Annotated in this window: 20 protein-coding genes, 3 rRNA genes and 1 pseudogene; 4 read left to right on the top strand and 20 right to left on the bottom strand. The window is 68.5% G+C overall.

The features are described from left to right. Positions 1 to 172: 172 nt before the first annotated feature. Together R2B67_RS20555 and R2B67_RS20550 are read left to right on the top strand one after the other, a co-directional pair. Positions 173 to 949, top strand: coding sequence for an ECF subfamily RNA polymerase sigma factor, BldN family (locus R2B67_RS20555; RefSeq protein WP_026241604.1), 777 nt, complete (start codon positions 173 to 175; stop codon positions 947 to 949). A 229-nt stretch (positions 950 to 1178) separates the two neighbouring features. Then, entirely contained in the window at positions 1179 to 2408 is a 1230-nt protein-coding gene (locus R2B67_RS20550; RefSeq protein ID WP_317820064.1) for a DUF5667 domain-containing protein, read from the top strand. A gap of 65 nt (positions 2409 to 2473) precedes the next feature. Here R2B67_RS20550 and R2B67_RS20545 read toward each other — a convergent pair whose 3' ends face one another. The 14 genes from R2B67_RS20545 to R2B67_RS20480 all read right to left on the bottom strand — a co-directional run bounded on the left by R2B67_RS20545 (position 2474) and on the right by R2B67_RS20480 (position 17895). Beyond that, entirely contained in the window at positions 2474 to 3544 is a 1071-nt protein-coding gene (locus R2B67_RS20545) for a lysophospholipid acyltransferase family protein (RefSeq protein WP_317820063.1), read from the bottom strand. Positions 3545 to 3559: 15 nt separating this feature from the next. Continuing rightward, the gene (locus R2B67_RS20540; RefSeq protein ID WP_018512647.1) at positions 3560 to 4648 is read right to left on the bottom strand and encodes an NAD-dependent epimerase/dehydratase family protein; all 1089 of its coding nucleotides are present in this window, start codon (positions 4646 to 4648) and stop codon (positions 3560 to 3562) included. 188 nt (positions 4649 to 4836) lie between these two features. Further along, positions 4837 to 4935: a 30S ribosomal protein bS22 gene (locus R2B67_RS20535; RefSeq protein WP_003948845.1), complete on the bottom strand. Its 99-nt coding sequence runs from the start codon at positions 4933 to 4935 to the stop codon at positions 4837 to 4839. Positions 4936 to 5087: 152 nt separating this feature from the next. Then, entirely contained in the window at positions 5088 to 5300 is a 213-nt protein-coding gene (locus R2B67_RS20530; protein WP_015609302.1) for a helix-turn-helix domain-containing protein, read from the bottom strand. 128 nt (positions 5301 to 5428) lie between these two features. Beyond that, positions 5429 to 6244, bottom strand: a complete 816-nt coding sequence (locus R2B67_RS20525) for a phosphatase (protein ID WP_317820062.1) — start codon at positions 6242 to 6244, stop codon at positions 5429 to 5431. Between the two features lie 104 nt (positions 6245 to 6348). Next, on the bottom strand, positions 6349 to 7521 hold the full coding sequence (locus tag R2B67_RS20520) for an acetoin utilization protein AcuC (protein WP_317820061.1): 1173 nt from the start codon (positions 7519 to 7521) through the stop codon (positions 6349 to 6351). Next, complete coding sequence (locus R2B67_RS20515) at positions 7490 to 8728, bottom strand: MFS transporter (protein ID WP_317820059.1); 1239 nt, start codon at positions 8726 to 8728, stop codon at positions 7490 to 7492. Before R2B67_RS20515 ends, R2B67_RS20520 begins: the two co-directional genes overlap by 32 nt. Before the next feature lie 42 nt (positions 8729 to 8770). Beyond that, the gene (locus tag R2B67_RS20510) at positions 8771 to 9415 is read right to left on the bottom strand and encodes an HAD family hydrolase (protein WP_018512642.1); all 645 of its coding nucleotides are present in this window, start codon (positions 9413 to 9415) and stop codon (positions 8771 to 8773) included. Positions 9416 to 9486: 71 nt separating this feature from the next. Beyond that, a 5S ribosomal RNA gene (gene rrf, locus R2B67_RS20505) occupies positions 9487 to 9603 on the bottom strand. A gap of 78 nt (positions 9604 to 9681) precedes the next feature. Beyond that, positions 9682 to 12807, bottom strand: a 23S ribosomal RNA gene (locus tag R2B67_RS20500). Between the two features lie 300 nt (positions 12808 to 13107). After that, positions 13108 to 14633: ribosomal RNA gene (locus R2B67_RS20495) — 16S ribosomal RNA — on the bottom strand. The 16S, 23S and 5S rRNA genes sit together here, the layout of an rRNA operon. Before the next feature lie 748 nt (positions 14634 to 15381). Then, on the bottom strand, positions 15382 to 16191 hold the full coding sequence (gene proC, locus R2B67_RS20490) for a pyrroline-5-carboxylate reductase (protein ID WP_317820057.1): 810 nt from the start codon (positions 16189 to 16191) through the stop codon (positions 15382 to 15384). A gap of 103 nt (positions 16192 to 16294) precedes the next feature. After that, the gene (locus R2B67_RS20485; RefSeq protein WP_317820056.1) at positions 16295 to 17074 is read right to left on the bottom strand and encodes an ABC transporter permease; all 780 of its coding nucleotides are present in this window, start codon (positions 17072 to 17074) and stop codon (positions 16295 to 16297) included. Next, the gene (locus tag R2B67_RS20480; RefSeq protein WP_317820054.1) at positions 17071 to 17895 is read right to left on the bottom strand and encodes an ABC transporter ATP-binding protein; all 825 of its coding nucleotides are present in this window, start codon (positions 17893 to 17895) and stop codon (positions 17071 to 17073) included. Before R2B67_RS20480 ends, R2B67_RS20485 begins: the two co-directional genes overlap by 4 nt. Positions 17896 to 17943: 48 nt before the next feature. Here R2B67_RS20480 and R2B67_RS20475 point away from each other — a divergent pair. Then, positions 17944 to 18341, top strand: a pseudogene (locus R2B67_RS20475) (SulP family inorganic anion transporter); the annotation flags it as partial. Positions 18342 to 18353: 12 nt separating this feature from the next. Here the strand turns inward: R2B67_RS20475 and R2B67_RS20470 are convergent. Both R2B67_RS20470 and R2B67_RS20465 read right to left on the bottom strand, forming a co-directional pair. Beyond that, positions 18354 to 18875, bottom strand: a complete 522-nt coding sequence (locus tag R2B67_RS20470) for a hypothetical protein (RefSeq protein ID WP_317820052.1) — start codon at positions 18873 to 18875, stop codon at positions 18354 to 18356. A 58-nt stretch (positions 18876 to 18933) separates the two neighbouring features. After that, the gene (locus R2B67_RS20465) at positions 18934 to 19272 is read right to left on the bottom strand and encodes an SH3 domain-containing protein (protein ID WP_317820050.1); all 339 of its coding nucleotides are present in this window, start codon (positions 19270 to 19272) and stop codon (positions 18934 to 18936) included. Positions 19273 to 19407: 135 nt separating this feature from the next. Here R2B67_RS20465 and R2B67_RS20460 point away from each other — a divergent pair, with 135 nt between their 5' ends. Then, positions 19408 to 21591, top strand: a complete 2184-nt coding sequence (locus R2B67_RS20460) for a protein kinase domain-containing protein (RefSeq protein WP_317824920.1) — start codon at positions 19408 to 19410, stop codon at positions 21589 to 21591. Positions 21592 to 21773: 182 nt separating this feature from the next. Here the strand turns inward: R2B67_RS20460 and ilvD are convergent, their stop codons facing one another. The 4 genes from ilvD to R2B67_RS20440 all read right to left on the bottom strand — a co-directional run bounded on the left by ilvD (position 21774) and on the right by R2B67_RS20440 (position 26326). Further along, a complete protein-coding gene (gene ilvD / locus R2B67_RS20455; protein WP_317820048.1) occupies positions 21774 to 23624 on the bottom strand; it encodes a dihydroxy-acid dehydratase in 1851 nt (616 codons plus the stop codon). 178 nt (positions 23625 to 23802) lie between these two features. Further along, positions 23803 to 24420 (bottom strand): TetR/AcrR family transcriptional regulator, encoded by a 618-nt coding sequence (locus R2B67_RS20450; RefSeq protein ID WP_073874325.1) that lies wholly within the window; start codon positions 24418 to 24420, stop codon positions 23803 to 23805. Further along, positions 24417 to 25259 (bottom strand): sugar phosphate isomerase/epimerase family protein, encoded by an 843-nt coding sequence (locus tag R2B67_RS20445; RefSeq protein WP_018514353.1) that lies wholly within the window; start codon positions 25257 to 25259, stop codon positions 24417 to 24419. Before R2B67_RS20445 ends, R2B67_RS20450 begins: the two co-directional genes overlap by 4 nt. Before the next feature lie 116 nt (positions 25260 to 25375). Continuing rightward, positions 25376 to 26326: a Ppx/GppA family phosphatase gene (locus tag R2B67_RS20440; protein ID WP_317820047.1), complete on the bottom strand. Its 951-nt coding sequence runs from the start codon at positions 26324 to 26326 to the stop codon at positions 25376 to 25378. Positions 26327 to 26337: the final 11 nt, after the last annotated feature.

Raw genomic sequence — 26337 nt, 5'->3', positions numbered from 1 at the left:
TGCGTCACTTAGCGATACAAGAAACGACGTAATCGGTGATTTAGACAACTGGGTGTAGCGCCGCCTGCACGAAGCGTTATTCTCCTCAGACGCATCACGGAGACCGCCGCTCGCTACGACGAGTGACGTTTTTCGAACTGCTCGTGATGGAAGCTCTGCCTCTGGGAGTCCCGTGTACCCACACGTCGGGGTTGACGCCTCGGGCCTGGCTACGCTGCGTGCATCGGTCATTGACCGCCTGCGCGGCTTCGTCCCCACCGCGTACGCCGTCCCCGCCTTTGCCACCCCTGCACCTGCCGGACCGTGCTACGCCATGGCCGAACGCAGTGCGGCGGTCGGAAGACGCAGCACCCGCGCCGCCTCGACCACGTCGACCGTCCGCCGTCCCACGGCCGACAGCGACAGCGCGCGCATGATGGATCTCGTCGAGCGCGCGCAGGCCGGCGAGGCCGACGCCTTCGGCCGCCTGTACGACCAGTACAGCGACACCGTGTACCGGTACATCTACTACCGCGTGGGCGGCAAGGCGACCGCGGAGGACCTCACCAGTGAGACCTTCCTCCGCGCGCTGCGCCGTATCTCCACGTTCACCTGGCAGGGCCGTGACTTCGGCGCCTGGCTGGTCACCATCGCTCGCAACCTGGTCGCCGACCACTTCAAATCCAGTCGGTTCCGACTGGAAGTGACCACCGGCGAAATGCTCGACGCCAACGAGGTGGCGCGCTCCCCCGAGGACTCCGTCCTGGAGTCCCTCTCCAACGCCGCACTGCTCCAGGCCGTGCGCCGACTCAATCCACAGCAGCAGGAGTGCGTCACACTGCGCTTCCTGCAAGGCCTCTCGGTCGCCGAGACGGCCCGGGTGATGGGAAAGAACGAGGGCGCGATCAAGACCCTTCAGTACCGCGCCGTACGGACCCTCGCCCGGCTCCTGCCGGACGACGCCCGCTGACCCCGGACCGCCGCGATCCCCTGTCCGAAAGTGACCGTCCCCTCACGCACTGGTCCGATCATCTTTCGTGCGTAACCCAAGTGCCGAGGCGCTCGTTGTGCCGGTTGCAGGCCCCCTGTCGTCACCCCATGTCCGTAACCACTCACTCCATCGAGTGGAAACGCTCAAGGTGTGCAACCTTCCGGACCGCCAGGGGAGTCGACCGTCATGACGAGAGGAGGTGCCGCCAGTGATCGCAAACGTTTCGGCACACCGGCGGGCGAACGCCTTCGCCCAGGCCCTGGAGGAGCAGACCCCCCAGGGTGCGGCGGCCGTACAGCCCGAGGAGCCGGCCGACCAGGCCGACCGCGGACCGCTGTTGGCCCTGGCGAACGGCCTCGGTGAGCTACCGAAGCCGCAGTTGGACCCCGAGGTCAAAGTGGTGCAGCGAGCCCAGCTCGTCGCGGCCATGGAGGCCATGTTCGCCGAGGGCGGCGCATCGACGGGCCCTACGGTGCCCGTGCAACGGGGCAAGGGGGCCCACCGGGCCTCGCCACTGCGCAAACTGCGTCCCCGCTCCCGCTGGGCGAAGGGGCTCACCGCCGGTGGGCTCACCGTGGGTGTGGCAGCCGGGGCGTTCGGCGGAGTGGCCGCTGCCAGCTCCGACGCCCTCCCCGGTGACTCGCTGTACGGGCTGAAGCGCGGGATGGAGGACATCAGCCTCGGCATGGCCAAGGGCGACGCCGACCGCGGCGAGGCCTACCTCGACCAGGCCTCCACCCGGCTCAGCGAGGCCCGCAGACTCATGGAGCGCGGCCGCGCCGGCGAGCTGGACCATGAATCCCTCGGCGCCGTCAGACGCGCGCTCAACGGCATGTCCCACGACGCCTCCGAGGGCCACCGCCTGCTCCACTCCGCGTACCAGCGCGACGGCTCCATCGGCCCCATCCAGACCCTGGACACCTTCTCCCGCTCGCACCGCTCCGCCTGGAGCAGCCTCCGCGACCGGCTCCCCGTCCAGCTCACCGACATCCGCGACCAGGTCAGCTCCGTCTTCGAGGCCATGGAGCACGACGTCGCCCCGCTCCAGTCCCTCCTCCCCCGCCCCCCGGGCGGCAGCGAGGACACCGGACGCACCGACACCACCACGCCGGACACCGGAACCCCCCGGACCGACGACCCCGCCCCCGCCGCCCCGGCCCCGTCCGAGGGCCGCCCCGACTCCAGCACCGCACCCAAGCCGTCGGACGCGTCGGATTCCCCCGGCTCCTCGGACCCGACCCCCGACGACGGCCTCCTCGGCGGCGGTACGGACGGACTGCTCGACGACCTCCCCACGGACGGGCTCCCCCAGCCGACCCCGGAGGACAAGCCCAGCACCTCGCCCCGCCCCGCCCCGGACGTCACCCTCCCCCCGCTGCTCCCCGGGCTCCTCCCCGGCCTCGGGATCGACGGGGAGAACCTCAAGCCCAAGCCGTAGGACATACGAGAAGAGGGGGCCGGTACGCGATCCGCGCACCGGCCCCCTCTCCGCATGCCCGGCCCTCAGAAGAAGACCGACCGCCGCTGCACCAGCAGCTTGTACAGCGTGTGCTGGATCTGCTCCCGCACCTGGTCCGTCAGGTTGAACATCAGCATCGGGTCCTCGGCCGCCTCCGGCGGATAGCCGTCCGTCGGGATCGGGTCACCGAACTGGATCGTCCACTTCGTCGGCAGCGGCACCGCACCCAGCGGCCCCAGCCACGGGAACGTCGGCGTGATCGGGAAGTACGGGAAGCCCAGCAGCCGCGCCAGCGTCTTCGCGTTGCCGATCATCGGGTAGATCTCCTCGGCCCCCACGATCGAGCACGGCACGATCGGGGTCCCCGCCCGCAGCGCCGTCGAGACGAACCCGCCCCGCCCGAACCGCTGGAGCTTGTACCGGTCGCCGAACGGCTTCCCGATCCCCTTGAAGCCCTCCGGCATCACCCCGACGATCTCGCCGAGCTCCAGCAGCCGTTGCGCGTCCTCCGCACAGGCCAGCGTGTGCCCGGCCTTCCGCGCCAGCTCGTTGACGACCGGCAACTGGAAGACCAGATCGGCGGCGAGCAGCCGCAGATGGCGCTCGGCCGGGTGGTTGTCGTGCACCGCGACCTGGAGCATCAGCCCGTCCAGCGGCAGCGTGCCGGAGTGGTTGGCCACGACGAGCGCTCCGCCCTCCGACGGGATGTTCTCGATGCCCTTCACCTCGACCCGGAAATACTTGTCCGCCAGCGGCCGCAGCGCCGACATCAGGACCTGGTCGGTGAGCTCCTTGTCGTAACCGAACTCGTCGACCTCGTAGTCACCGGTGACCCGCCGCCGCAGGAACGCCAGCCCGCCCGCGATCCGCCGGTCCCAGCCACCGTCACCCGCCTCGCGCACGGGGGACTCCTGGGGCCGCTGAGGCTCCTGCGGGTCCGCCGCACCCTCCAGGGGGTCATCGGGGAGCCGGCCGCCCGGCAGGGCGCTCACAGGGGCCGTGGAGCCGTCGCCCCGCCCACCGCTGCCGCCCCCGGTCCGGCGCCGGGCCGGACGCGAGCCGCCACCGGACCGCGAACGGTCGTCGTCGAACGGAATGACCTTGGCATCCGCCATCGTGGCCGCGCTCCTCTACCTGGCGCCGTGAGTCGTCTGTACCGCACCGGTCCCGCGCTCCCGCGGCCCGGCGCCTCCCGGCAGCGGCAGCTCCGCCAGCCGGTCCACCGCCCTGCCCACCGTCTCCGGCGGCAGCAGCCCCGGCCCCCGGCTCCGCGCGAACTCCGCGAACGTCCCGGCCGTGGTGAACTCCGGCCGGAAACCGAGGGTCTCGCGCATCTGCACGGTCGAGACCACCCGGCCGTGGGTCAGCAGCCGGATCTGCTCCGGCGAGAAGTCCGTCATCCCGATCGTACGGAGCGCCGAGCCGACCCACGTGACGGCGGGCAGCAGCACGGGAACGGTCGGCTTCCCCAGCCGCCGCGAGCACTGGGAGAGCAACAGCACGCCCTCCCCGGCGATGTTGAAGGTCCCGCTGTTCAGCGTCCCGCGCCGGGGCTCGCGCGCCGCGATACCGAGCACGTCGACGACATCGTCCTCGTGCACGAACTGGAGCCGGGGGTCGTAGCCGAAGACCGTCGGCAGGACCGGCAGCGACAGATAGTCCGCCAGCGGCGAGTCCGGCCGCGGCCCCAGGATGTTGGCGAACCGCAGCACGCACACCGCGACGTCCGGCCGCCGCCGGGCGAAGCCCCGTACGTACCCCTCGACCTCCACCGCGTCCTTCGCGAACCCGCCGCTCGGCAGCGACTTGGGCGGCGTCGTCTCGGTGAACACCGCCGGATCGCGGGACGCCGACCCGTACACGCTCGTACTGGACTTCACCACGAGCCGCCGCACGGTCGGCGACTTCTGGCAGGCACCGAGCAGCTGCATGGTGCCGATGACGTTGGTCTCCTTGATCGCCGTCCGGCCGGCGGTGCCGAGCGCCTTGCCGGAGACGTCCAGGTGCACGACCGTGTCGACGGCGTACTCGGCCAGGATCCGCGCCAGGGCGGACTGCCGGATGTCCGCGCGGACGAACTCCGCCTCCCCCAGCGGGTGCGCGGGCGCGACCGCGTCCACGGCGATCACCCGGTCCACCCCGGGATCGCGCTGGACGCGCCGGACGAAGCGGCCCCCCAGCTGCCGGGCCACTCCTGTGACGAGGACGACCTTCCCCAAGACCAGCGCCTTCCGTCGGCAGGGGAAGCCGAACCCTGCTTCCCTGTTCCCCTGCTTCCCGCGGTAACTTCCCTGGCCGTCACCGTAGCGCTTGGACGGTTCCCTGTGACGACCCCGTGCCCCGAAACGCACCGCAGCCCTCCCGCCGGAACGGCGGGAGGGCTGCGGATCTCACGAACTGCGTTCGCTTACTTCTTGTTGCGACGCTGAACGCGCGTGCGCTTGAGCAGCTTGCGGTGCTTCTTCTTGGCCATCCGCTTGCGCCGCTTCTTGATAACAGAGCCCACGACTACCCTCGCTCACTTCTTCTTCACTGGTGCGGGGCGTCTGGGCCCACACGACCTACGTCGGCCTAGCCTACCCGCCACCGGGTGAGGGACGTAATCCGAGGGCAAACCCCAGGCGTCCGAGGGCCTTCCTCAGAGTTTCGAGGGCGGCCTCAGGCTGATTCCACCCCCACAAAGGACTCGCGGAGATACGCGTGAACCGCTTGCTCCGGCACCCGGAAGGACCTTCCCACCCGGATCGCCGGCAGATGACCGCTGTGCACCAAGCGGTACACGGTCATCTTCGACACTCGCATGACCGAGGCGACTTCCGCCACGGTCAGAAACCTGACCTCGTTGAGAGGCCTTTCGTTGTCAGCAGCCATGACCCACCTGTACCTTCCGCACCGGACGCGCACCGGCTTCCCCTCCGGTGACTCTTCGTCGCTGTGCGCTCACTCCCCAGGTTAGGGGCGGGTGGTGCGAGTGGGGAAGAGGAGGGACGTCCGGGCGGCTACGAGGACAGACCGGCCCGGTGGAGCACATACGTCGTGAGTGGCCGGTAGTAGTGCGAACGGACCCCGTCATCCAGCGGTACGACGACCGAAACCCGCCCCTCGGCCTCGCCGACGAAGAGCGCGGGATCATCCGTATCCGCCGGCCCGATCGCCTCGATACCGAGCTGACCTGCACCGCAGACCCACCCGTGATCCCCGATCACCAGCTCCGGAAGAACCCCGTACCGCTCCGCCGCGTCCTGGAGCGCCACCCGGACCGGCAGCGGGGAATGCGTGTGTGCGCCGGTTTCACCACCCGAGGGCCGCCCCCCGGGCTCGCGTACCAGCGCGACCCCCCGTACGTAGTCGAGGCGGTACGTACGTACGCCGAACCGGGTCGTCATGTCGATACATCTCCCCTGCGCCGGGGTGAGAACAGGACACCCCACCGCCGACAAGGCGTCTGCCAGCCCGGCGTAGAACCCCAGCAGCCGGTGCGGATGCCCGGTCCCCAGCAGCACCGGAGCCCGCAGCGACGCCACCCGCCCCAGCCGCTCCGCGAACGCGTCCAGCGCCGCCACCGTCCGCTCCGGATCGATCGCGTCCGGACCCGACACATGCGCCGGATCGGCCGAGACCCCGCACCGCTCCGCCATCAGCCGCAGCACCTCCGGCTCACCCCAGGCCCGCTCGGGCGTCAGCCCCAGCATCACCCGCGGATCGCGCGCGGCGAACAGCCGGTAGCTGCGCAGACTGTTCTCGCGCGACGTGGCAACAGGCCCGGCCAGCCGGGCCGCCAGCAGATGGGCGCGCAACGCCCCGGTGCTCAACACCCTCGGGATGCTGCCGCATCGGCCCACCCGGGCGGGCCGAATTCCCGGTACGCCCCACCGTTGGCGTAACCGCACGGCACAATGCCCACCCGGTCCGCCACGGATCAGGCGAGGAGCCCCCGCAGCGGGAACGCCGCCTTACGGGTCGCGATGACCGCCTGGTCCAGCCGGTCCGCCGGGTCGTACCCGTCCTCCCAGGACTGCCAGGAGGGCGTACGCCCATCCGTCATCCGGCCAGGGCCCAACTGCCGCGTACGGGCGTAGACAAGATCCCGCCACGACGGCGGAACCACCGACTCCGGGTCCACGGGAGCATGCGCGGCGATCCCCACCAGATGCGTCCACGACCGCGGTACGACATCCACCACCGCGTACCCGCCCCCGCCGAGCGCCACCCACCGCCCGCCCTCCGCGTACTGGTGCGCCAGCTCGTGACAGGACTCCATGACCGCCCGCTGCGCGTCCAGGGAGACGGCTAGATGGGCGAGCGGGTCCTCGAAGTGCGTGTCGGCCCCGTGCTGCGTGACGAGCACCTGGGGCCGGAAATCGGCCAGCAGCTCGGGCACCACGGCGTGGAACGCCCGCAGCCACCCGGCGTCGCCGGTCCCGGCGGGCAACGCCAGATTCACCGCGGACCCTTCACCGTCCCCCGCCCCGGTCTCCTCGGGCCACCCGGTCTGCGGGAACAGGGTCCTCGGGTGCTCGTGCAAGGAGATCGTCAGAACGCGCGGGTCCTCCCAGAACGCGGCTTGCACCCCGTCCCCGTGGTGGACGTCCACATCGACGTACGCGACCCGCTCGGCGCCGAGCTCCAGCAGCCGGGCGATGGCGAGGGCCGGGTCGTTGTAGATGCAGAACCCGGCGGCCGCGCCCGGCATGGCGTGGTGCAGCCCCCCGGTGAAGTTCACCGCGTGCGTGGTCTCCCCCCGCCACACGGACTCGGCGGCCCCGACGGACAGCCCGGCGATCAGCGCGGACGCCTCATGCATCCCCGCGAACGCCGGATCATCCACCGTACCCAGCCCGTACTCCTGGTCGGCGGCCCGAGGGTTCGCGGATGCGGCCCGCACGGCGGACACGTAGTCCTGCCGGTGCACAAGCCGCAGGGTCGAGTCCCCCACCGGCTTCGCCGCCCGCAGATCCACCGCCTCATCGAGCCCGAACGCCCGCACCAGCCCCATCGTCAGGGCGAGACGGACCGGGTCCATGGGGTGGCTCTCCCCGAAGTCGTATCCCGTAACTGCGTCATCCCACATCAGCTGTGTGCGGCCGCTCATGCCCGCCACCGTATCGGGCGGGACTCGGAGCGAACGAGCGGGCATACACCAGCGTCGCCAGCACCAGAACCATCGGTACGAGCATGGCGCCCCGATAGCTCCACGCATCGCCCAGAACCCCCACCAGCGGCGAACCCACCAGGAACCCCACATAGTTGAAGATATTGAGCCGGGCCACGGCGGCGTCACTGTTCCCCGGGAACAGCCGCCCGGCCGCCGCGAAGGTCTGCGGCACGATCACACAGAGCCCGAGCCCCAGCATGGTGAACCCGAGCATCCCCACCCACGCGCCCGGCGCCCCGGCCACCACAGCGAACCCGCCGGCCGCCAGCAGACTCCCGCCCCGCACCACGGCCACCGCCCCGAACCGCCGCACCCCGAGGTCCCCGACGGCCCGCCCCAGCAGCGTCGTCACCATGTAGACGTTGTAGGGAAGCGTCGACATCTGCTCCGAGCTGCCGAGCACGTCCTGGAGGTACTTGGCGCTCCAGTTGGAGACGGTCGAGTCACCGATGTACGCGAAACACATCACCAGGCAGAGCGGCAGCAGCAGCTTGAACGACAGGGACCCCCCGGCTGCCTTCGGCGCCCCTCCGCCGGCCGCCTCCTCCGGACTCCGCCCCTCCGTGTACCACCGGCTGCCCACCAGGGCGGCGGGCAGCAGCACGGCCACGACGGGCAGGTAGGACACGAACAGCGACAGATCCCACCGCGCCCCGACCCACGCCAGCGACGCCCCGGCGATCCCCCCGAGGCTGTACGCGGCATGGAACCCGAGCATGATGGAGCGCCCGTACGCCCGCTGGAGGCTGACGCCCATCATGTTCATCGAGGCGTCCAGCGCCCCGACCGCCAGCCCGAAGACCCCGAGCGCCATGGCGATGTGCCAGAGCTGACGGCCGGCCCCCACCCCGAGCAGGGACAGCAGCACGAGGGGCTGCGCCCAGCGCAGGACGACACCGGGCCGCACCCGCGCGACCACCTTCTCGGTCAGTACGCTGCCGACGCCCGCCAGGATCGGCACAGCGGCGAGGAAGACGGGCAGCAGCCCGTCGGATATCCCGTACTGGTCCTGGAGGGCGGGGATACGCGTCACGAGGAGCGCGAACGCCACACCCTGGACACCGAAGCTCAGCGCCAGGGAGACCCTGCCGCGCCGCCAACCGGGGTCGACCGCGCCCGGACGTGTCATGCCCGCGTCTGTCATGGCCGCGAGCGTAAGCCCAGGATCTACCCATGGGTAGATGGATCAGGCGAGCAGTTCCGGGAGTTGGGCCATGTCCGAGAAGTACCCGGTCACTCCGGCCAGCCGGTCGGCGGGCATCATCGACGTGAACCCGTACACGTCCATCCCCGCAGCCCGGGCCGCCTCGACGCCGAGCGGGCTGTCCTCGATGACCACGCACCGCTCCGGCGCGACGCCCATCCGCTCGGCGGCGTGCAGGAACAGGTCCGGCGCCGGCTTCCCCCGCCCGACGTCCTCCGAGCTGAAGATCCACTCCTCCTCGAACCACTGGTCGATCCCGGTCTTGCGGTGCCCGACCCGGATCTTCTCGTGGCTCCCGGACGAGGCGACGCAGTAGTCGACCCCGTCGGCGACGAGCTTGCCGAGCAGATCCTGGACCCCGTCCACCGCCACCAGCTCCTGCTGGAAAGCAGCAAAGGTGCGGGCGTAGAGGGTCGCCTCGAAGTCCGCGGGGAGCTTTTCGCCACCCCGCTCCTCGACGAGGTCGTGCACCCGGTGCACGGCGGCCCCCATGTAGTCGCGGAGCGACTCCTCGTACGAGGTGGGGTGACCGAGTTCGGTGAGGTAGCCGGCGAGGATGGTGTTGGAGATCGGCTCACTGTCGACGAGCACACCATCGTTGTCGAAGATGACCAGTTCGTAGCGCATGGTTCGACCCTAGACGCTCAGAACGCAGAAAAGCCCCGCACCATACGGTGCGGGGCTTTCCCACAAAAATTGTTCGGCGGCGTCCTACTCTCCCACAGGGTCCCCCCTGCAGTACCATCGGCGCTGAAAGGCTTAGCTTCCGGGTTCGGAATGTAACCGGGCGTTTCCCTAACGCAATGACCACCGAAACACTATGAAATTCTGAACAACCGGTGCAATCACAGCTGTTCGTTATTTCAGAACTAACACAGTGGACGCGAGCAACTGAGGACAAGCCCTCGGCCTATTAGTACCAGTCAGCTCCACCCCTTACAGGGCTTCCACATCTGGCCTATCAACCCAGTCGTCTACTGGGAGCCTTAACCAATCAAGTTGGTGGGAATACTCATCTCGAAGCAGGCTTCCCGCTTAGATGCTTTCAGCGGTTATCCTTTCCGAACGTAGCCAACCAGCCATGCCCTTGGCAGGACAACTGGCACACCAGAGGTTCGTCCGTCCCGGTCCTCTCGTACTAGGGACAGCCCTTCTCAATATTCCTACGCGCGCAGCGGATAGGGACCGAACTGTCTCACGACGTTCTAAACCCAGCTCGCGTACCGCTTTAATGGGCGAACAGCCCAACCCTTGGGACCGACTCCAGCCCCAGGATGCGACGAGCCGACATCGAGGTGCCAAACCATCCCGTCGATATGGACTCTTGGGGAAGATCAGCCTGTTATCCCCGGGGTACCTTTTATCCGTTGAGCGACAGCGCTTCCACAAGCCACTGCCGGATCACTAGTCCCGACTTTCGTCCCTGCTCGACCCGTCGGTCTCACAGTCAAGCTCCCTTGTGCACTTACACTCAACACCTGATTGCCAACCAGGCTGAGGGAACCTTTGGGCGCCTCCGTTACTCTTTAGGAGGCAACCGCCCCAGTTAAACTACCCATCAGACACTGTCCCTGATCCGGATCACGGACCCAGGTTAGACATCCAGCACGACCAGAGTGGTATTTCAACGACGACTCCACAACCACTGGCGTGGCCGCTTCAAAGTCTCCCACCTATCCTACACAAGCCGAACCGAACACCAATATCAAACTATAGTAAAGGTCCCGGGGTCTTTCCGTCCTGCTGCGCGAAACGAGCATCTTTACTCGTAGTGCAATTTCACCGGGCCTATGGTTGAGACAGTCGAGAAGTCGTTACGCCATTCGTGCAGGTCGGAACTTACCCGACAAGGAATTTCGCTACCTTAGGATGGTTATAGTTACCACCGCCGTTTACTGGCGCTTAAGTTCTCAGCTTCGCACACCCGAAAGTGCACTAACCGGTCCCCTTAACGTTCCAGCACCGGGCAGGCGTCAGTCCGTATACATCGCCTTACGGCTTCGCACGGACCTGTGTTTTTAGTAAACAGTCGCTTCTCGCTGGTCTCTGCGGCCACCCCCAGCTCACCGAGTAAATCGGATCACCAGTGATGGCCCCCCTTCTCCCGAAGTTACGGGGGCATTTTGCCGAGTTCCTTAACCATAGTTCACCCGAACGCCTCGGTATTCTCTACCTGACCACCTGAGTCGGTTTAGGGTACGGGCCGCCATGAAACTCGCTAGAGGCTTTTCTCGACAGCATAGGATCATCCACTTCACCACAATCGGCTCGGCATCAGGTCTCAGACTTATATGCACGACGGATTTGCCTACCGTGCGTCCTACACCCTTACCCCGGGACAACCACCGCCCGGGCTGGACTACCTTCCTGCGTCACCCCATCGCTTACCTACTACAAGTCTGGTTCATCGGCTCCACCACTACCCTCAACTCCGAAGAGATCGGGCCAGCTTCACGGACTTAGCATCGCCTGATTCAGTACTGGGCGTTTCAAAGCGGGTACCGGAATATCAACCGGTTGTCCATCGACTACGCCTGTCGGCCTCGCCTTAGGTCCCGACTTACCCTGGGCAGATCAGCTTGACCCAGGAACCCTTAGTCAATCGGCGCACACGTTTCTCACGTGTGTATCGCTACTCATGCCTGCATTCTCACTCGTGAACCGTCCACAACTCGCTTCCGCGGCTGCTTCACCCGGCACACGACGCTCCCCTACCCATCCATACTCCCGTTGGGGATATGTGTATGAATGACACGACTTCGGCGGTACGCTTGAGCCCCGCTACATTGTCGGCGCGGAATCACTTGACCAGTGAGCTATTACGCACTCTTTCAAGGGTGGCTGCTTCTAAGCCAACCTCCTGGTTGTCTCTGCGACTCCACATCCTTTCCCACTTAGCGTACGCTTAGGGGCCTTAGTCGATGCTCTGGGCTGTTTCCCTCTCGACCATGGAGCTTATCCCCCACAGTCTCACTGCCGCGCTCTCACTTACCGGCATTCGGAGTTTGGCTAAGGTCAGTAACCCGGTAGGGCCCATCGCCTATCCAGTGCTCTACCTCCGGCAAGAAACACACGACGCTGCACCTAAATGCATTTCGGGGAGAACCAGCTATCACGGAGTTTGATTGGCCTTTCACCCCTAACCACAGGTCATCCCCCAGGTTTTCAACCCTGGTGGGTTCGGTCCTCCACGAAGTCTTACCTCCGCTTCAACCTGCCCATGGCTAGATCACTCCGCTTCGGGTCTAGAGCGTGCAACTAGTTCGCCCTGTTCGGACTCGCTTTCGCTACGGCTTCCCCACACGGGTTAACCTCGCTACACACCGCTAACTCGCAGGCTCATTCTTCAAAAGGCACGCAGTCACGACTGCATGTGCAAGCACATACAGCGACGCTCCCACGGCTTGTAGGCACACGGTTTCAGGTACTATTTCACTCCGCTCCCGCGGTACTTTTCACCATTCCCTCACGGTACTATCCGCTATCGGTCACCAGGGAATATTTAGGCTTAGCGGGTGGTCCCGCCAGATTCACACGGGATTTCTCGGGCCCCGTGCTACTTGGGTGATTCTCAAACGAGCCGTTGATGTTTCAGCTACGGGGGTCTTACCCTCTACGCCGGACCTTTCGCATGTCCTTCGCCTACACCAACGGTTTCTGACTCGTCTCACAGCCGGCAGACTATGAAAGAGAACTCCCACAACCCCGCATGCGCAACCCCTGCCGGGTATCACACGCATACGGTTTGGCCTCATCCAGTTTCGCTCGCCACTACTCCCGGAATCACGGTTGTTTTCTCTTCCTGAGGGTACTGAGATGTTTCACTTCCCCTCGTTCCCTCCACACTGCCTATGTGTTCAGCAGCGGGTGACAGCCCATGACGACTGCCGGGTTTCCCCATTCGGAAACCCCCGGATCAAAGCTTGGTTGACAGCTCCCCGGGGACTATCGTGGCCTCCCACGTCCTTCATCGGTTCCTGGTGCCAAGGCATCCACCGTGCGCCCTTAAAAACTTGGCCACAGATGCTCGCGTCCACTGTGCAGTTCTCAAACAACGACCAGCCACCCACCACCCCACCCTGTACAGGCGAGTTCACTGGGACCGGATCAGAAGGCTGCCTTACGGCCGTACCCTCAGATACCCAACAACGTGCCCGGCCCGATGCCCTGTTCACCACGTTCCACGCCGAAGCAGTACTAGTGACCAACAAACCATCGTGCCGAATAGTCAACGTTCCACCCATGAGCAACCAGCACCGAACATTCGCCGGTGTACTGGCCTCTGACCAAACCGAGGCTTGGTAAGAAGTGCTCCTTAGAAAGGAGGTGATCCAGCCGCACCTTCCGGTACGGCTACCTTGTTACGACTTCGTCCCAATCGCCAGTCCCACCTTCGACAGCTCCCTCCCACAAGGGGTTGGGCCACCGGCTTCGGGTGTTACCGACTTTCGTGACGTGACGGGCGGTGTGTACAAGGCCCGGGAACGTATTCACCGCAGCAATGCTGATCTGCGATTACTAGCAACTCCGACTTCATGGGGTCGAGTTGCAGACCCCAATCCGAACTGAGACCGGCTTTTTGAGATTCGCTCCGCCTCGCGGCATCGCAGCTCATTGTACCGGCCATTGTAGCACGTGTGCAGCCCAAGACATAAGGGGCATGATGACTTGACGTCGTCCCCACCTTCCTCCGAGTTGACCCCGGCAGTCTCCTGTGAGTCCCCATCACCCCGAAGGGCATGCTGGCAACACAGAACAAGGGTTGCGCTCGTTGCGGGACTTAACCCAACATCTCACGACACGAGCTGACGACAGCCATGCACCACCTGTATACCGACCACAAGGGGGGCACCATCTCTGATGCTTTCCGGTATATGTCAAGCCTTGGTAAGGTTCTTCGCGTTGCGTCGAATTAAGCCACATGCTCCGCTGCTTGTGCGGGCCCCCGTCAATTCCTTTGAGTTTTAGCCTTGCGGCCGTACTCCCCAGGCGGGGAACTTAATGCGTTAGCTGCGGCACCGACGACGTGGAATGTCGCCAACACCTAGTTCCCAACGTTTACGGCGTGGACTACCAGGGTATCTAATCCTGTTCGCTCCCCACGCTTTCGCTCCTCAGCGTCAGTAATGGCCCAGAGATCCGCCTTCGCCACCGGTGTTCCTCCTGATATCTGCGCATTTCACCGCTACACCAGGAATTCCGATCTCCCCTACCACACTCTAGCTAGCCCGTATCGAATGCAGACCCGGGGTTAAGCCCCGGGCTTTCACATCCGACGTGACAAGCCGCCTACGAGCTCTTTACGCCCAATAATTCCGGACAACGCTTGCGCCCTACGTATTACCGCGGCTGCTGGCACGTAGTTAGCCGGCGCTTCTTCTGCAGGTACCGTCACTTTCGCTTCTTCCCTGCTGAAAGAGGTTTACAACCCGAAGGCCGTCATCCCTCACGCGGCGTCGCTGCATCAGGCTTTCGCCCATTGTGCAATATTCCCCACTGCTGCCTCCCGTAGGAGTCTGGGCCGTGTCTCAGTCCCAGTGTGGCCGGTCGCCCTCTCAGGCCGGCTACCCGTCGTCGCCTTGGTAGGCCATTACCCCACCAACAAGCTGATAGGCCGCGGGCTCATCCTTCACCGCCGGAGCTTTTAACCCCGTCCCATGCGGGACAGAGTGTTATCCGGTATTAGACCCCGTTTCCAGGGCTTGTCCCAGAGTGAAGGGCAGATTGCCCACGTGTTACTCACCCGTTCGCCACTAATCCACCCCGAAAGGCTTCATCGTTCGACTTGCATGTGTTAAGCACGCCGCCAGCGTTCGTCCTGAGCCAGGATCAAACTCTCCGTGAATGTTTACCCGTAATCGGGTGCACACATCACGAGAGCGGAACAACCGGTCGGAATAAGACCCGCTGTTCACAGCGTCCTCGCTGTGTATCGCCTACCGTCACCGAAGTGAGCCGGTAGGACTTTTCAAAGGAACCACCAACCTGCACCAGGTGCAGGCCGGGGTATCAACATATCTGGCGTTGACTTTTGGCACGCTGTTGAGTTCTCAAGGAACGGACGCTTCCTTCGGTCCCGTTTCACCGGGGCCCTCCGGGCGCTTCCCTTCGTGTTTCTTTGTCTTGCTGTCCTGCGTTTCCGACTCTATCAGACTCTTTCGTGTCCGATTCCCGGTCGAAGCGGGCCGTGCAGTTTCGCTTTCCAGGTTCTTCGCTTTCGCGTTTTCCCTTTCCTGCGAGTCCGACTCTATCAGATCCTTTCGGGCCTGACCCCCAGTCAGCGGGGCTTGTCTTCCCGGCTGTTGGGCCGTTCCGACGAGTGAGACATTAGCGGATTCCTGGCCCCCGACGCTAATCGGGGTGCGTCCCTTCGAACGCGGATTCCTCATTTCGCGAATGCGCACGAAAAAGCACGCGACACGAGGTCGCTGCTGGTCGTGGTCACTGCGGAATGGCTGTCCGGGGACCGACCGGGGTCGGCGCTCACGTCGGACAACTCGGAGCACATTACGGTTCCGGTTCGGGTGTGTCAACCCCCGGCCGCGGGGTGCGGCGGCCGGGGGCGGGGGGGCGGGGCGGCCGCTCGGGGCTGGTCAGCCGTTGCCGGAGGCCAGTTCGCGGCTGCGGTCGCGGGCGGCTTCCAGGGCGGCGATGAGGGCGGCGCGTACGCCGTGGTTCTCCAGCTCGCGGATGGCGCTGATCGTGGTGCCGGCGGGGCTGGTGACGGCCTCGCGGAGCTTGACCGGGTGTTCGCCGCTGTCCCGGAGCATCACGGCGGCGCCGATGGCGGCCTGGACGATGAGGTCGTGGGCCTGGGCGCGGGGCAGGCCGAGCAGGATGCCCGCGTCGGTCATGGCCTCGACCAGGAAGTAGAAGTAGGCGGGGCCCGAGCCGGAGAGGGCGGTGGCCGCGTCCTGCTGGGACTCCGGGACGCGCAGGGTCTTGCCGACGCCGCCGAAGATCTCCTCGGTGGTGGTGAGGTGCGCGCCGGTGGCGTGGCCGCCCGCCGAGATGACGGACATGCCCTCGTCGACCAGGACCGGGGTGTTGGGCATGACCCTCACGACCGGGGTGCCCGCGGTGAGGCGGTCCTCGATGAAGGTGGTGGTGATGCCGGCGGCCGCGCTGATGACCAGGCGGTCGGTGGTGACGTGAGGGGCCAGTTCGTCGAGGAGCTTGCCCATGTCCTGCGGCTTGACGGCCAGGATGAGGATGTCCGCCGCCTTTGCCGCTTCGGCGTTGCTGACCGACTCGACTCCGTACCGCGTGTGCAGTTCCTCGGCCCGCTCGCTGCGGCGGGCGGTCACCAGGAGGTCGGCCGGTCGCCAGCCCGCCCGGATCATGCCGCTGAGGAGGGCCTCGCCGATCTTGCCGGTGCCGAGGACTGCGACTGTCTGGGTCATGTGTTCACCCTCCGGGCGGTGCTGGGGTCGGGGTGCGGCGGATGCGTAGCCCGTCGTCTCTCCGTCATCCTCGCACCGGGGTCCCGGAGCGTGCGGTGGTGTCTCAGGGCGTGCGGCGGCGCAGGGTGATCGCGCCCAGGCAGAGGACCAGGAGCGCGCTGCCCGCCACGACCGCGATGTCCCGGAGGAAGGCGCCGGTGGGGGTGGCGTGGTGGAGGACCTGGTTCATGCCGTCGACGGCGTACGACATGGGCAGGACGTTCGAGACCGCCTCCAGGACCGGGTGCATCTGGTCGCGGGGGATGAACAGGCCGCAGAGCAGGAGCTGGGGGAAGATCACCGCCGGCATGAACTGGACGGCCTGGAACTCGGACGCGGCGAACGCCGAGACGAAGAGGCCGAGCGCCGTGCCGAGCAAGGCGTCGAGCAGGGCCACCAGGAGCAGCAGCCACGGGGAGCCCGTCACGTCCAGGCCGAGCAGCCAGACGGAGACGGCGGTGGCCAGGGCGGACTGGACGACCGCGATCGCGCCGAACGCGAAGGCGTACCCGGCGATCAGGTCGCCCTTGCCGAGGGGGAGGGCGAGGAGGCGTTCGAGGGTGCCCGAGGTGCGTTCGCGCAGGGTGGCGATCGAGGTCACCAGGAACATCGTGATCAGCGGGAAGATGCCGAGGAGCGAGGCCCCGATCGCGTCGAAGGTGTCGGGGGCGCCGTCGAAGACGTAGCGGAGCAGCGTGATCATCGCGACCGGGACGATCAGGAGCAGGGCGATCGTGCGCGGGTCGTGGTGGAGCTGGCGCAGGACCCTGGCCGCCGTGGCCGCCGTGCGGGACGGGGTCAGGGCTCGGCCGGTGGGGGCGAGGGGTGCTGTTCGCGTGGTCATGGCGTGGGCTCCTCGGGGTGGGTGCCTCGTGCGGCCGCCTCGTCGACCAGGTGGAGGAAGGCCTCCTCCACCGTCGCCGTGCCGGTGCGGGTGCGGAGTGCCTCGGGGGTGTCCTCGGCGAGGATGCGGCCCTCGCGCATCAGGAGGAGGCGGTGGCAGCGTTCGGCCTCGTCCATGACGTGGGACGAGATGAGGAGGGTGGCGCCCCGGTCGGCGGCCAGGCGGTGGAAGAGGTCCCACAGGTCGCGGCGGAGTACGGGGTCCAGGCCGACCGTCGGTTCGTCCAGGACCAGCAGGTCGGGGGTGGAGAGCAGGGCGACGGCCAGGGAGACGCGGCTGCGCTGGCCGCCGGAGAGGGCGGCGGCCAGTACGTCGGCGTGGGTGGTGAGGGCCACCTCCTCGATGGCCCGGTTGACCGCGGACCGGCGCTTGTCCCGGTGGGTGCGGCCGGGGTGCAGGACGGCGGCGAAGTAGTCCAGGTTCTGGCGGACGGTGAGGTCCGTGTAGACGGAGGGCGCCTGGGTGACGTAGCCGATGCGGGGGCGCAGGGCCGGGGCGCCGGCGGGGTGGCCGAGGACGTCGAGGGTGCCCGTCACCTTGGCCTGGGTGCCGGCGATCGCGCGCATCAGGGTCGTCTTTCCGCAGCCTGAGGGGCCGAGGAGGCCCGTGATCGTGCCGGGGCGGATGGTGAAGTCGAGGGTGGTCAGGACTGTGCGGTCGCCTCGTACGACGGTGAGGTCGCGGGCCTGGACCGCCTGGACCGCTGGGGGTGGGCGGTCTCTTCCGGGGGCACTGGGTTCGCCACGCTCATTATTCATCATGTGATGAATTACAGACCTGGATGCGTGTCGTCGTCAAGAGGGCGGGGAGTGCTGGCCTTCGCGCTGATCGCCTCGGCGGAGTCGCTGTTCAGCGCGGCGGCCGTGGACCGGATGCACCAGGGGTGGCGTACCGACTACGACAAGGCGCTGATCGCCCAAAGCGCGGGCAACACCGTGTGCGGGGCGCTCGGGGTGATCCCGGTGGCGGCGCTGGCCGGGGTGCTGGTGCACGCCGGGTTCAAGCTCGTACCGCTGCGGGTGCTGGTGCCCCTGTGGTGCGGGCATCGCGGGGAGGCCGTCGTGCTGGGGGTGACGGTGGTGGCGACCAGCCTCTTCGAGGGGCTGCTGGTGGGCTGCTGCTGGACGCGCCGGACGCCCTGTCGGTCGACCGGAAGGTGGAGCTGGAGCTGAGCGGGCTGCGGCACACCGACCATGCCTGCGCGGCCGAGCCGGCGGGGTCAGCGGCGCTTCGGGCGCTTGCGGGCCGCCGGGTTGCCCGTACGGGTCGAGCGGCGCTTCTCGAACTGGGCGCGGGCGCTCTCGTACTCCGTCCGGCGCAGCTTCTCGCCCGGGGCCTCGATGAGCGAGCGGAAGAAGTAGGCGAGCAGCGAGCCGATGAAGCCGATCGACTTCAGGCCGCGCAGGGCGTCCTCGCGGGCCGGGTCCTTGGGGCGGGAGCCGAAGCCCTCCCAGGTCTTGCGGAAGGCGACGGCGCTGCAGATCGCGAACATCGCGATCACCAGCATCCCGACGAGGCTGCCGACCTCCGCGATCTCCAGGCCCTGGAAGGCGAAGCGCAGGACGAAGCAGGCGGCCACGGCGGCGGCCAGCGAGCCGATCGCGACGCCGGCGCGGCGGAGCCCGTAACCGCCGTCGTGGTCGACCCACGTCGTGCCGAAGAAGCGGATCGGTTCGGGCTGCGGGCCGGGGGGTGTACCCGGGGTGCCGGGTGCTTCGCTGTTGCCGTTCTTCTCGCTCACGGGGTCGATTATCCCGGACGGGGGTCGTGCCCCGTGAGCGAGCGGCTCGGCGGTCCGGTCAGTCGCAGCGCGGGGCCACGTAGCCGTCGCTGCCCGTGAGGACGTAGGTGTCCGAGATGAACTCGCCGTTGGCGATGTTGCACCAGAGGTTCGAGGTGCCGTACGGGCCGGTGACCCGCTCCCCCGGCTTCTGGCAGTAGATCGGCACCCTCATCCCGAGCGGGAGCGTCCGCACGATCCGGTAGCTGGTGCCCGGGCCGGTGCGGACGTTGACCCGGTAGCCGGGGGCGATCGGGTAGCGGTGTGCCGAGGCCGGTGCCGCCGCCGCGGTCGTGGTGGACTCGGCGGCTTCCGCCGCTCCGTCCGCCGGGTCGATGGTCTGTTCGTCAACGCCCATGAGGGGCCTCCCCCGTTGAAAAACGATGTGTACGAAGCCGTACGACGCGCAGGCTAACAAGCCCCACGCCACTCGCACGCACCATCGACTAGGCTCCGTGCGTCGCGCTTGCGCATCAACACACGGGGGTGGGCGATGCCGCCGCTGCCAGGGGCCGGAGCGCATCCGGAAGCGGAGTTTCCGGAATATGCGGGTACCTACCGCCTTGAGGCATGTCTCGGCTCGGGCGGCATGGGCGTCGTCCACCTGGCCCGCTCCGCCTCCGGGCTCCAGCTCGCGGTGAAGGTGGTGCACCGGCCGTACGCGGCGGACCCCGAGTTCAGGGCCCGGTTCCGGCAGGAGGTGGCGGCCGCGCGGCGGGTCAGCGGGGCGTTCACCGCGCCCGTCGTGGACGCCGATCCGGAGGCCGTACGACCCTGGATGGCCACCCTGTACGTGCCCGGGCCGACCCTCGCCGACCAGGTCAAGCGGAACGGGCCGCTGGCCCCCGCCGAGCTGCGCAGGCTGACCGCCGGACTGGCCGAGGCGCTGCGGGACATCCACCGGGCCGGTGTCATCCACCGTGACCTCAAGCCGAGCAACGTGCTGCTCTCCGACGCGGGCCCGAAGGTCATCGACTTCGGGATCTCGCGCCCGTACGACAGTGATCTGCGCACCGAGACCGGCAAGCTGATCGGCTCGCCGCCCTATATGGCGCCCGAGCAGTTCCAGCGGCCGCGTGAGGTCGGGCCGGCCGCCGATGTGTTCGCGCTGGGGGCGGTGCTCGTCCACGCGGCGACGGGGCGGGGGCCGTTCGACTCGGACAGCCCGTACATCGTGGCGTACCAGGTGGTGCACGACGAGGCGGACCTCAGCGGGGTCCCGGAGGATCTCGCTGAGCTGGTCGGGCGGTGCCTGGCCAAGGACCCGGCTCAGCGGCCGACTCCCGATGAGGTGATGGCGGAGTTGCGGCCGCCTTCGTACGAGGCTGCCGCGTTCATACCGGCTCAGCGGCGGCCTGCGGCGGTCGCCGTGGAGGCCGGTGAGCGGGAGGGGGCCGAGGACGCCACTCATGTGCGCGGGGCGGTCCCTCATCGGCGGTGGCGGCCGACGCGTGGGCGGTTGGTTCTCGCGGCCGCGCTGCTTCTGCTTATCGCGGGGGCGGGTGCCGGGGGGTTCGCGCTGTGGGGTGGGGGTGGTGGCGGGCCGGTGGCGGCTTCGGAGCGTACGCCGGAGGGGAAGGGGGCGGGGGCGGACGGCGCCGCCTTCTCGCCGTGGAGCACCTCGCTGCGGACCGGTGGCCGCGCCACCCCTGTCTGTTCCTCCGCCGGGGCGGGCGCTGCCCTGTACTGCGCGGTGGCCGGGACCGGGACCGCGCGGATCGACCCGGCGGACGGGCGGGTGGTCTGGTCGGACCGGAACACCGCGCTCCGCGAGGCCTCGGCGCCCATCGTCTCGGGCGGGGTGGTGCTCTCTGCGGGGCCGGACGGGAAGCTGCGCGCGTACGACCCGGTGAAGGGCGTCCCGGTCCGGGAGACCGGCCTCTCCGCGAGCCCCGGCTCCACGTTTCCCGCCGGGTCGACCCTGCTGACCGTCGCGGACGGCGGCACGGTCATGGCGCTGGACGGTGCGAGCGGGGTGGAGCGGTGGGAGCGGCCGCTGACGGGGCACACTCGGCCGGACTTCGGGCTGTACGACGAGGCGTCCGGTCTCGCGTACGCCGTCGAGCACGCGGCGGACGGGGCCTCGACCCTGGTCACCGCCGTGGACTCGGGGAGCGGCCGGGCCGCGTGGCAGCGGCGGCTGGACGGGATCCTCACGCCGGTCGCCACCGCCGGGGGCGGGGAGCTCGTCCTGACGGAGATGAACGCGGACATGCAGACGGTCGGGCTGGTCCGGTACGCGCCCCAGAAGCGCTCGGCCGTACGGATCGCGCTGCCGTTCCGGCTGGACGAGCCGGAGGTGGTGATGGGCGGCGACGCCGCGTACCTGCTGGGGCGGGGCGGGTCGTTGCTGGCGGTGGACACCGGGGCCCCGGCCTCGGCCGCGGGCGGCGGGAAGGCCGAGCTGTGGCGGCTGGAGACCGGGGTGGGGAGGGGGTCCGCGCCGGTGCTCGGGGAGGGCGGGCACCTGTACTTCTCGGCTGCGGACGGGCGGCTGCTGGCCGTCGACACGGGGCGGGGGGCGCTGGTGGGGGCGACGCGGGCGCGGCTGAGCGGAGGGAAGCTGACGTACGCGTCCGACCTGCCGGCGCCGGTGGCGGCGGGGCGGGTGGTTGTGGGGACGGCGCCGGACGGGTCGGTGTTCGCGGTGGACGGGCTGGAGCCGGGGGGTTGGTGAGGGGGGCGGGTCCACCCGGGGCTCCGCCCCGTGCCCCGCTCCTCAAGCGCCGGAGGGGCTGGAAAGGGTCAGCCCGAGACGCGGGAGCGGGGCAGGTGACGGTGGCATGGCCGAGGGCTCGGGAGCACCCGGGGCTCCGCCCCGAACCCCGCTCCTCAAACGCCGGAGGGGCTGGAGAAGGGTCAGCTCAGCTTCGAGACGTCCCTGACTGCGCCCCTGTCCGCGCTCGTCGCCATCGCCGCGTAGGCGCGCAGGGCTGCCGAGACCTTGCGTTCGCGGTTCTTGGGCGCGTACACGCCGTTCAGGGCCTCCCGGCGAACCGCCAGTTCGGCGTCGTCCACCAGCAGCTCGATCGAGCGGTTCGGGATGTCGATGCGGATGCGGTCGCCGTCCTCGACGAGGGCGATCGTGCCGCCGGAGGCCGCCTCGGGTGAGGCGTGGCCGATGGAGAGGCCCGATGTGCCGCCGGAGAAGCGGCCGTCGGTGACCAGGGCGCAGACCTTGCCCAGGCCCCGGCCCTTGAGGAAGGACGTGGGGTAGAGCATCTCCTGCATGCCGGGGCCGCCGCGCGGGCCCTCGTAGCGGATGACGACGACGTCGCCCGCCTTGATCTCCTTGCGGAGGATCTTGTCGACGGCCTCCTCCTGGGACTCGCAGACGACGGCCGGGCCCTCGAAGGTCCAGATCGACTCGTCGACGCCGGCCGTCTTCACGACGCAGCCGTCCACGGCGAGGTTGCCCTTGAGGACGGCGAGGCCGCCGTCCTTGGAGTAGGCGTGCTCGACATCGCGGATGCAGCCGCCCGCCGCGTCCAGGTCGAGGGTGTCCCACCGCTCCGACTGGGAGAAGGCGGTCGCGGAGCGGACGCAGCCGGGGGCGGCGTGCCACAGCTCGACGGCCTCGGGGGACGGGGAGCCGCCGCGCACGTCCCAGTTCTTCAGCCACTCGGCGAGGGTGTCGGAGTGGACCGAGTGCACGTCCTCGTTGAGCAGTCCGCCTCGGTGCAGCTCGCCGAGGAGGGCGGGGATACCGCCGGCGCGGTGGACGTCCTCCATGTAGTACGTACCGCCGGGGGCCACGTTCGGGGCGACCTTGGACAGGCACGGGACCCGGCGCGAGACCTCGTTGATGTCGTCCAGGTTGTACGCCAGCTGCGCCTCCTCGGCGGCGGCCAGCAGGTGGAGGATCGTGTTGGTCGAGCCGCCCATCGCGATGTCCAGCGCCATGGCGTTGTCGAACGCGGCGCGGGTGCCGATGGAGCGCGGCAGGACCGTCTCGTCGTCCTGCTCGTAGTACCGCTTGGTGATCTCGACGACCGTGCGGCCGGCGTCCTCGTACAGCGCCCTGCGGGCGGTGTGCGTGGCGAGGACCGAGCCGTTGCCGGGGAGGGAGAGGCCGAGGACCTCGGTCAGGCAGTTCATGGAGTTGGCGGTGAACATGCCGGAACAGCTGCCGCAGGTGGGGCAGGCGTTCTCCTCGATACGGAGGATGTCCTCGTCCGAGATCGACTCGTCGACCGCGTCGCTGATCGCGTTGACCAGGTCGAGTTTTCGCACCGTGCCGTCGACGAGCGTCGCCTTGCCGGCCTCCATCGGGCCGCCGGAGACGAAGACGGTCGGGATGTTGAGGCGCATCGCGGCCATCAGCATGCCCGGGGTGATCTTGTCGCAGTTGGAGATGCAGATCAGCGCGTCCGCGCAGTGCGCCTCGACCATGTACTCGACGGAGTCGGCGATCAGGTCGCGCGAGGGCAGGCTGTAGAGCATGCCGCCGTGGCCCATCGCGATGCCGTCGTCCACGGCGATGGTGTTGAACTCACGCGGGACCGCGCCCGCCGCCAGGATCGCCTCGGAGACGATCCGGCCGACCGGGGCGAGGTGGGTGTGGCCGGGGACGAACTCGGTGAACGAGTTGGCGACCGCGATGATCGGCTTGCCGATGTCCGCGCTCGCTACGCCCGACGCGCGCATAAGGGCGCGCGCGCCCGCCATGTTGCGTCCGTGGGTGACCGTGCGGGACCTCAGCTGGGGCATCGTCGCTCGCTCCTTCGGCAGGGGTGCTGCCTCCGACAGTTACAGGAAGACTGTCTTCGAGCGTACGCCCCGAATCCAAGATCTGGACAGGCTGTCCGGAATGCGGGATGTGGTGGTCGGTACGTGGGCAGGCACCGTGTGATGCGCCGCGTGCCACGCCGTGCCGCGCCGTGTGCCGTCAGCTCTCCGTCAAGTATCTCTGGAGCGTCGGAGCGACCATCGCGACGATGTCCTCCGGGTCGGCCGAGGCGAGCGGCTCGGCGCGGATCACGTACCGCAGCATCGCGATGCCGATCATGTGCGAGGCGGCGAGCTCCGCGCGGAAGGTGGCGTCGGGGACGTCGAGGTCGGCCGCGATCCGTTCCAGCAGCCGCCGCAGGACGAAGCCGCGCAGCACCTTCGCCGCCGCCTCGTGGGTGAGCGCCGAGCGCAGGACCGCCAGGAGCGGGGCGCGGGTGGCCGGGTTCTCCCATACGGAGAGGAAGTAGCGGGCCAGCCGCTCCCCCAGGCCCTCCGGGGGGCCGCCGAGGACCGCGGGGATGACGAGAGCCGGTTCGAAGGAGAGCTCGACGGCGGCCGCGAAGACCTCGTCCTTCGTACCGAAGTAGTGGTGGACGAGGGCCGCGTCGACCCCGGCTGCCTTGGCGACCTGGCGGATCGAGGTCTTGTCGTAGCCGCGCTCGGCGAACTCGGTACGGGCCGCCTGGAGGATCCGCGTACGGGCGTCGGGGCCTTCGGCGGCGGCCTGGCGGGAGGGGCGGCCCCGGCGCCGGGGGGCGGGCGCGTCCTCGGTCACGGGCGGCGTGCCTCAGGGGCCGGGTCCGTGGTGGCGGGGCCCGTGGGGGCCGAGGCGAGGTGGAGGCGGGTGAAGGCCAGGGCCTCGGCGAGGTCGGCCTCGCGTTCGGCGGAGGACATCGCGCGGCGGGTGTTGACCTCGATGACGACATGGCCGTCGAACGACGTTCGGGCGAGGCGCTCCAGCAGCTCCGCGCACGGCTGGTCGCCCCGGCCGGGCACCAGGTGCTCGTCCTTCGCCGAGCCCTTGCCGTCGGCCAGGTGGACGTGGGCGAGCCGGTCGCCCATCCGGTCCACCATGGCGAGGCTGTCGGTGCGGGCGGTCGCGGTGTGCGAGAGGTCGACCGTGAAGTGCCGGTAGTCGTCGTTGGTGACGTCCCAGTCGGGGGCGTACGCGAGCATCTCGCGGTCCCGGTAGCGCCACGGGTACATGTTCTCGACGGCGAACCGGACATCCGTCTCGTCGGCCATCCGCCAGATCCCGGTCACGAAGTCCTTGGCATAGTTGCGCTGCCACCGGAACGGCGGGTGCACCACGACGGTGGAGGCGCCCAGCTTCTCGGCGGCGGCCTTCGCCCGCTGGAGCTTGACCCACGGGTCGGTGGACCAGACGCGCTGGGTGATCAGGAGGCAGGGCGCGTGGACCGCCAGGATCGGGACCTGGTGGTAGTCGGAGAGCCGCCGCAGGGCCTCGATGTCCTGGCTGACGGGGTCGGTCCAGACCATGACCTCGACGCCGTCGTACCCCAGACGCGCGGCGATCTCGAAGGCCGTCGCGGTGGACTCGGGGTAGACCGAGGCCGTTGACAGGGCGACCTTCGCATCGGGGATGCGCACCACTGGTTCTGCCACCTGGACAGCGTACGGGCAGTGGTGCGCGGCGCCGAGGGGCCCTGGCGGAAAGTGATCAGGGCCATGGGCCGGTGACCGTACGTCACCACCCCTTCCGTCGTCCGTCACCCCGGCAGCGCGGCCCGCTCCACCGGGAGGTGGTCCAGGCGGCGCAGGATGACGCCCTCGCGGAGCGCCCAGGGACAGATCTCCAGCTCCTCCACGCCGAACAGGTCCATTGCGCCCTCCGCCACCAGCGCCCCGGCGAGCAGCTGGGCGGCCCGGCCCTCGGAGACGCCGGGGAGGCGGCCGCGCTCCTCGACGGTCATCGACGCGAGCTTGGGGACCCACTCCTCCAGGGCGCTGCGGCTGAGGCAGCGCTGGACGTAGAGGCCCTCGGTGGAGCGGGCGGCGCCGGCGATCCGGGCGAGCTGCTTGAACGTCTTGGAGGTGGCGACGACGTGGTCCGGGCGGCCGGCCCGGCTGAACTCGCCCACCGTCCGCGCGATGCTGGCCCGCACATGGCGGCGTAGCGCCCGCACCTGCTCCGGGTCGGCCGGGTCCTCCGTGAGCCAGGCGCCGGTGAGGCGGCCCGCGCCGAGCGGCAGGGAGACGGCGGTGTCCGGCTCCTCGTCGATCCCGAAGGCGATCTCCAGCGAGCCCCCGCCGATGTCCAGCATCAGCAGCTTCCCGGCCGACCAACCGAACCAGCGGCGGGCGGCCAGGAAGGTCAGCCGGGCCTCCTCCGCGCCGCTGAGGACGGCGAGGTCGACACCGGTCTCGACCCGTACGCGCTCCAGGACCTCGTCCGCGTTGGTCGCCTCGCGCACCGCTGAGGTGGCGAACGGCAGCACGTCCTCGCACCCCTTGTCCTCGGCCGCCTGGACCGCCCCGGCGATCGTCGCCACCAGCCGGTCCACGCCGAGCGGGCCGATCGCACCGGTCCCGTCGAGCAGTTCGGCGAGGCGAAGCTCCGCCTTGTGCGAGTGCGCGGGCAGCGGGCGGGCGCCGGGGTGGGCGTCGACCACCAGCAGGTGCACCGTGTTCGATCCCACGTCGAGGACTCCGAGTCTCATACGGGAACGCT

The organism is Streptomyces cyaneofuscatus (genome assembly GCF_033109485.1).
Taxonomy (GTDB): Bacteria; Actinomycetota; Actinomycetes; order Streptomycetales; family Streptomycetaceae; genus Streptomyces; species Streptomyces cyaneofuscatus.
This window is presented reverse-complemented; position numbering and strand designations above follow the sequence as displayed.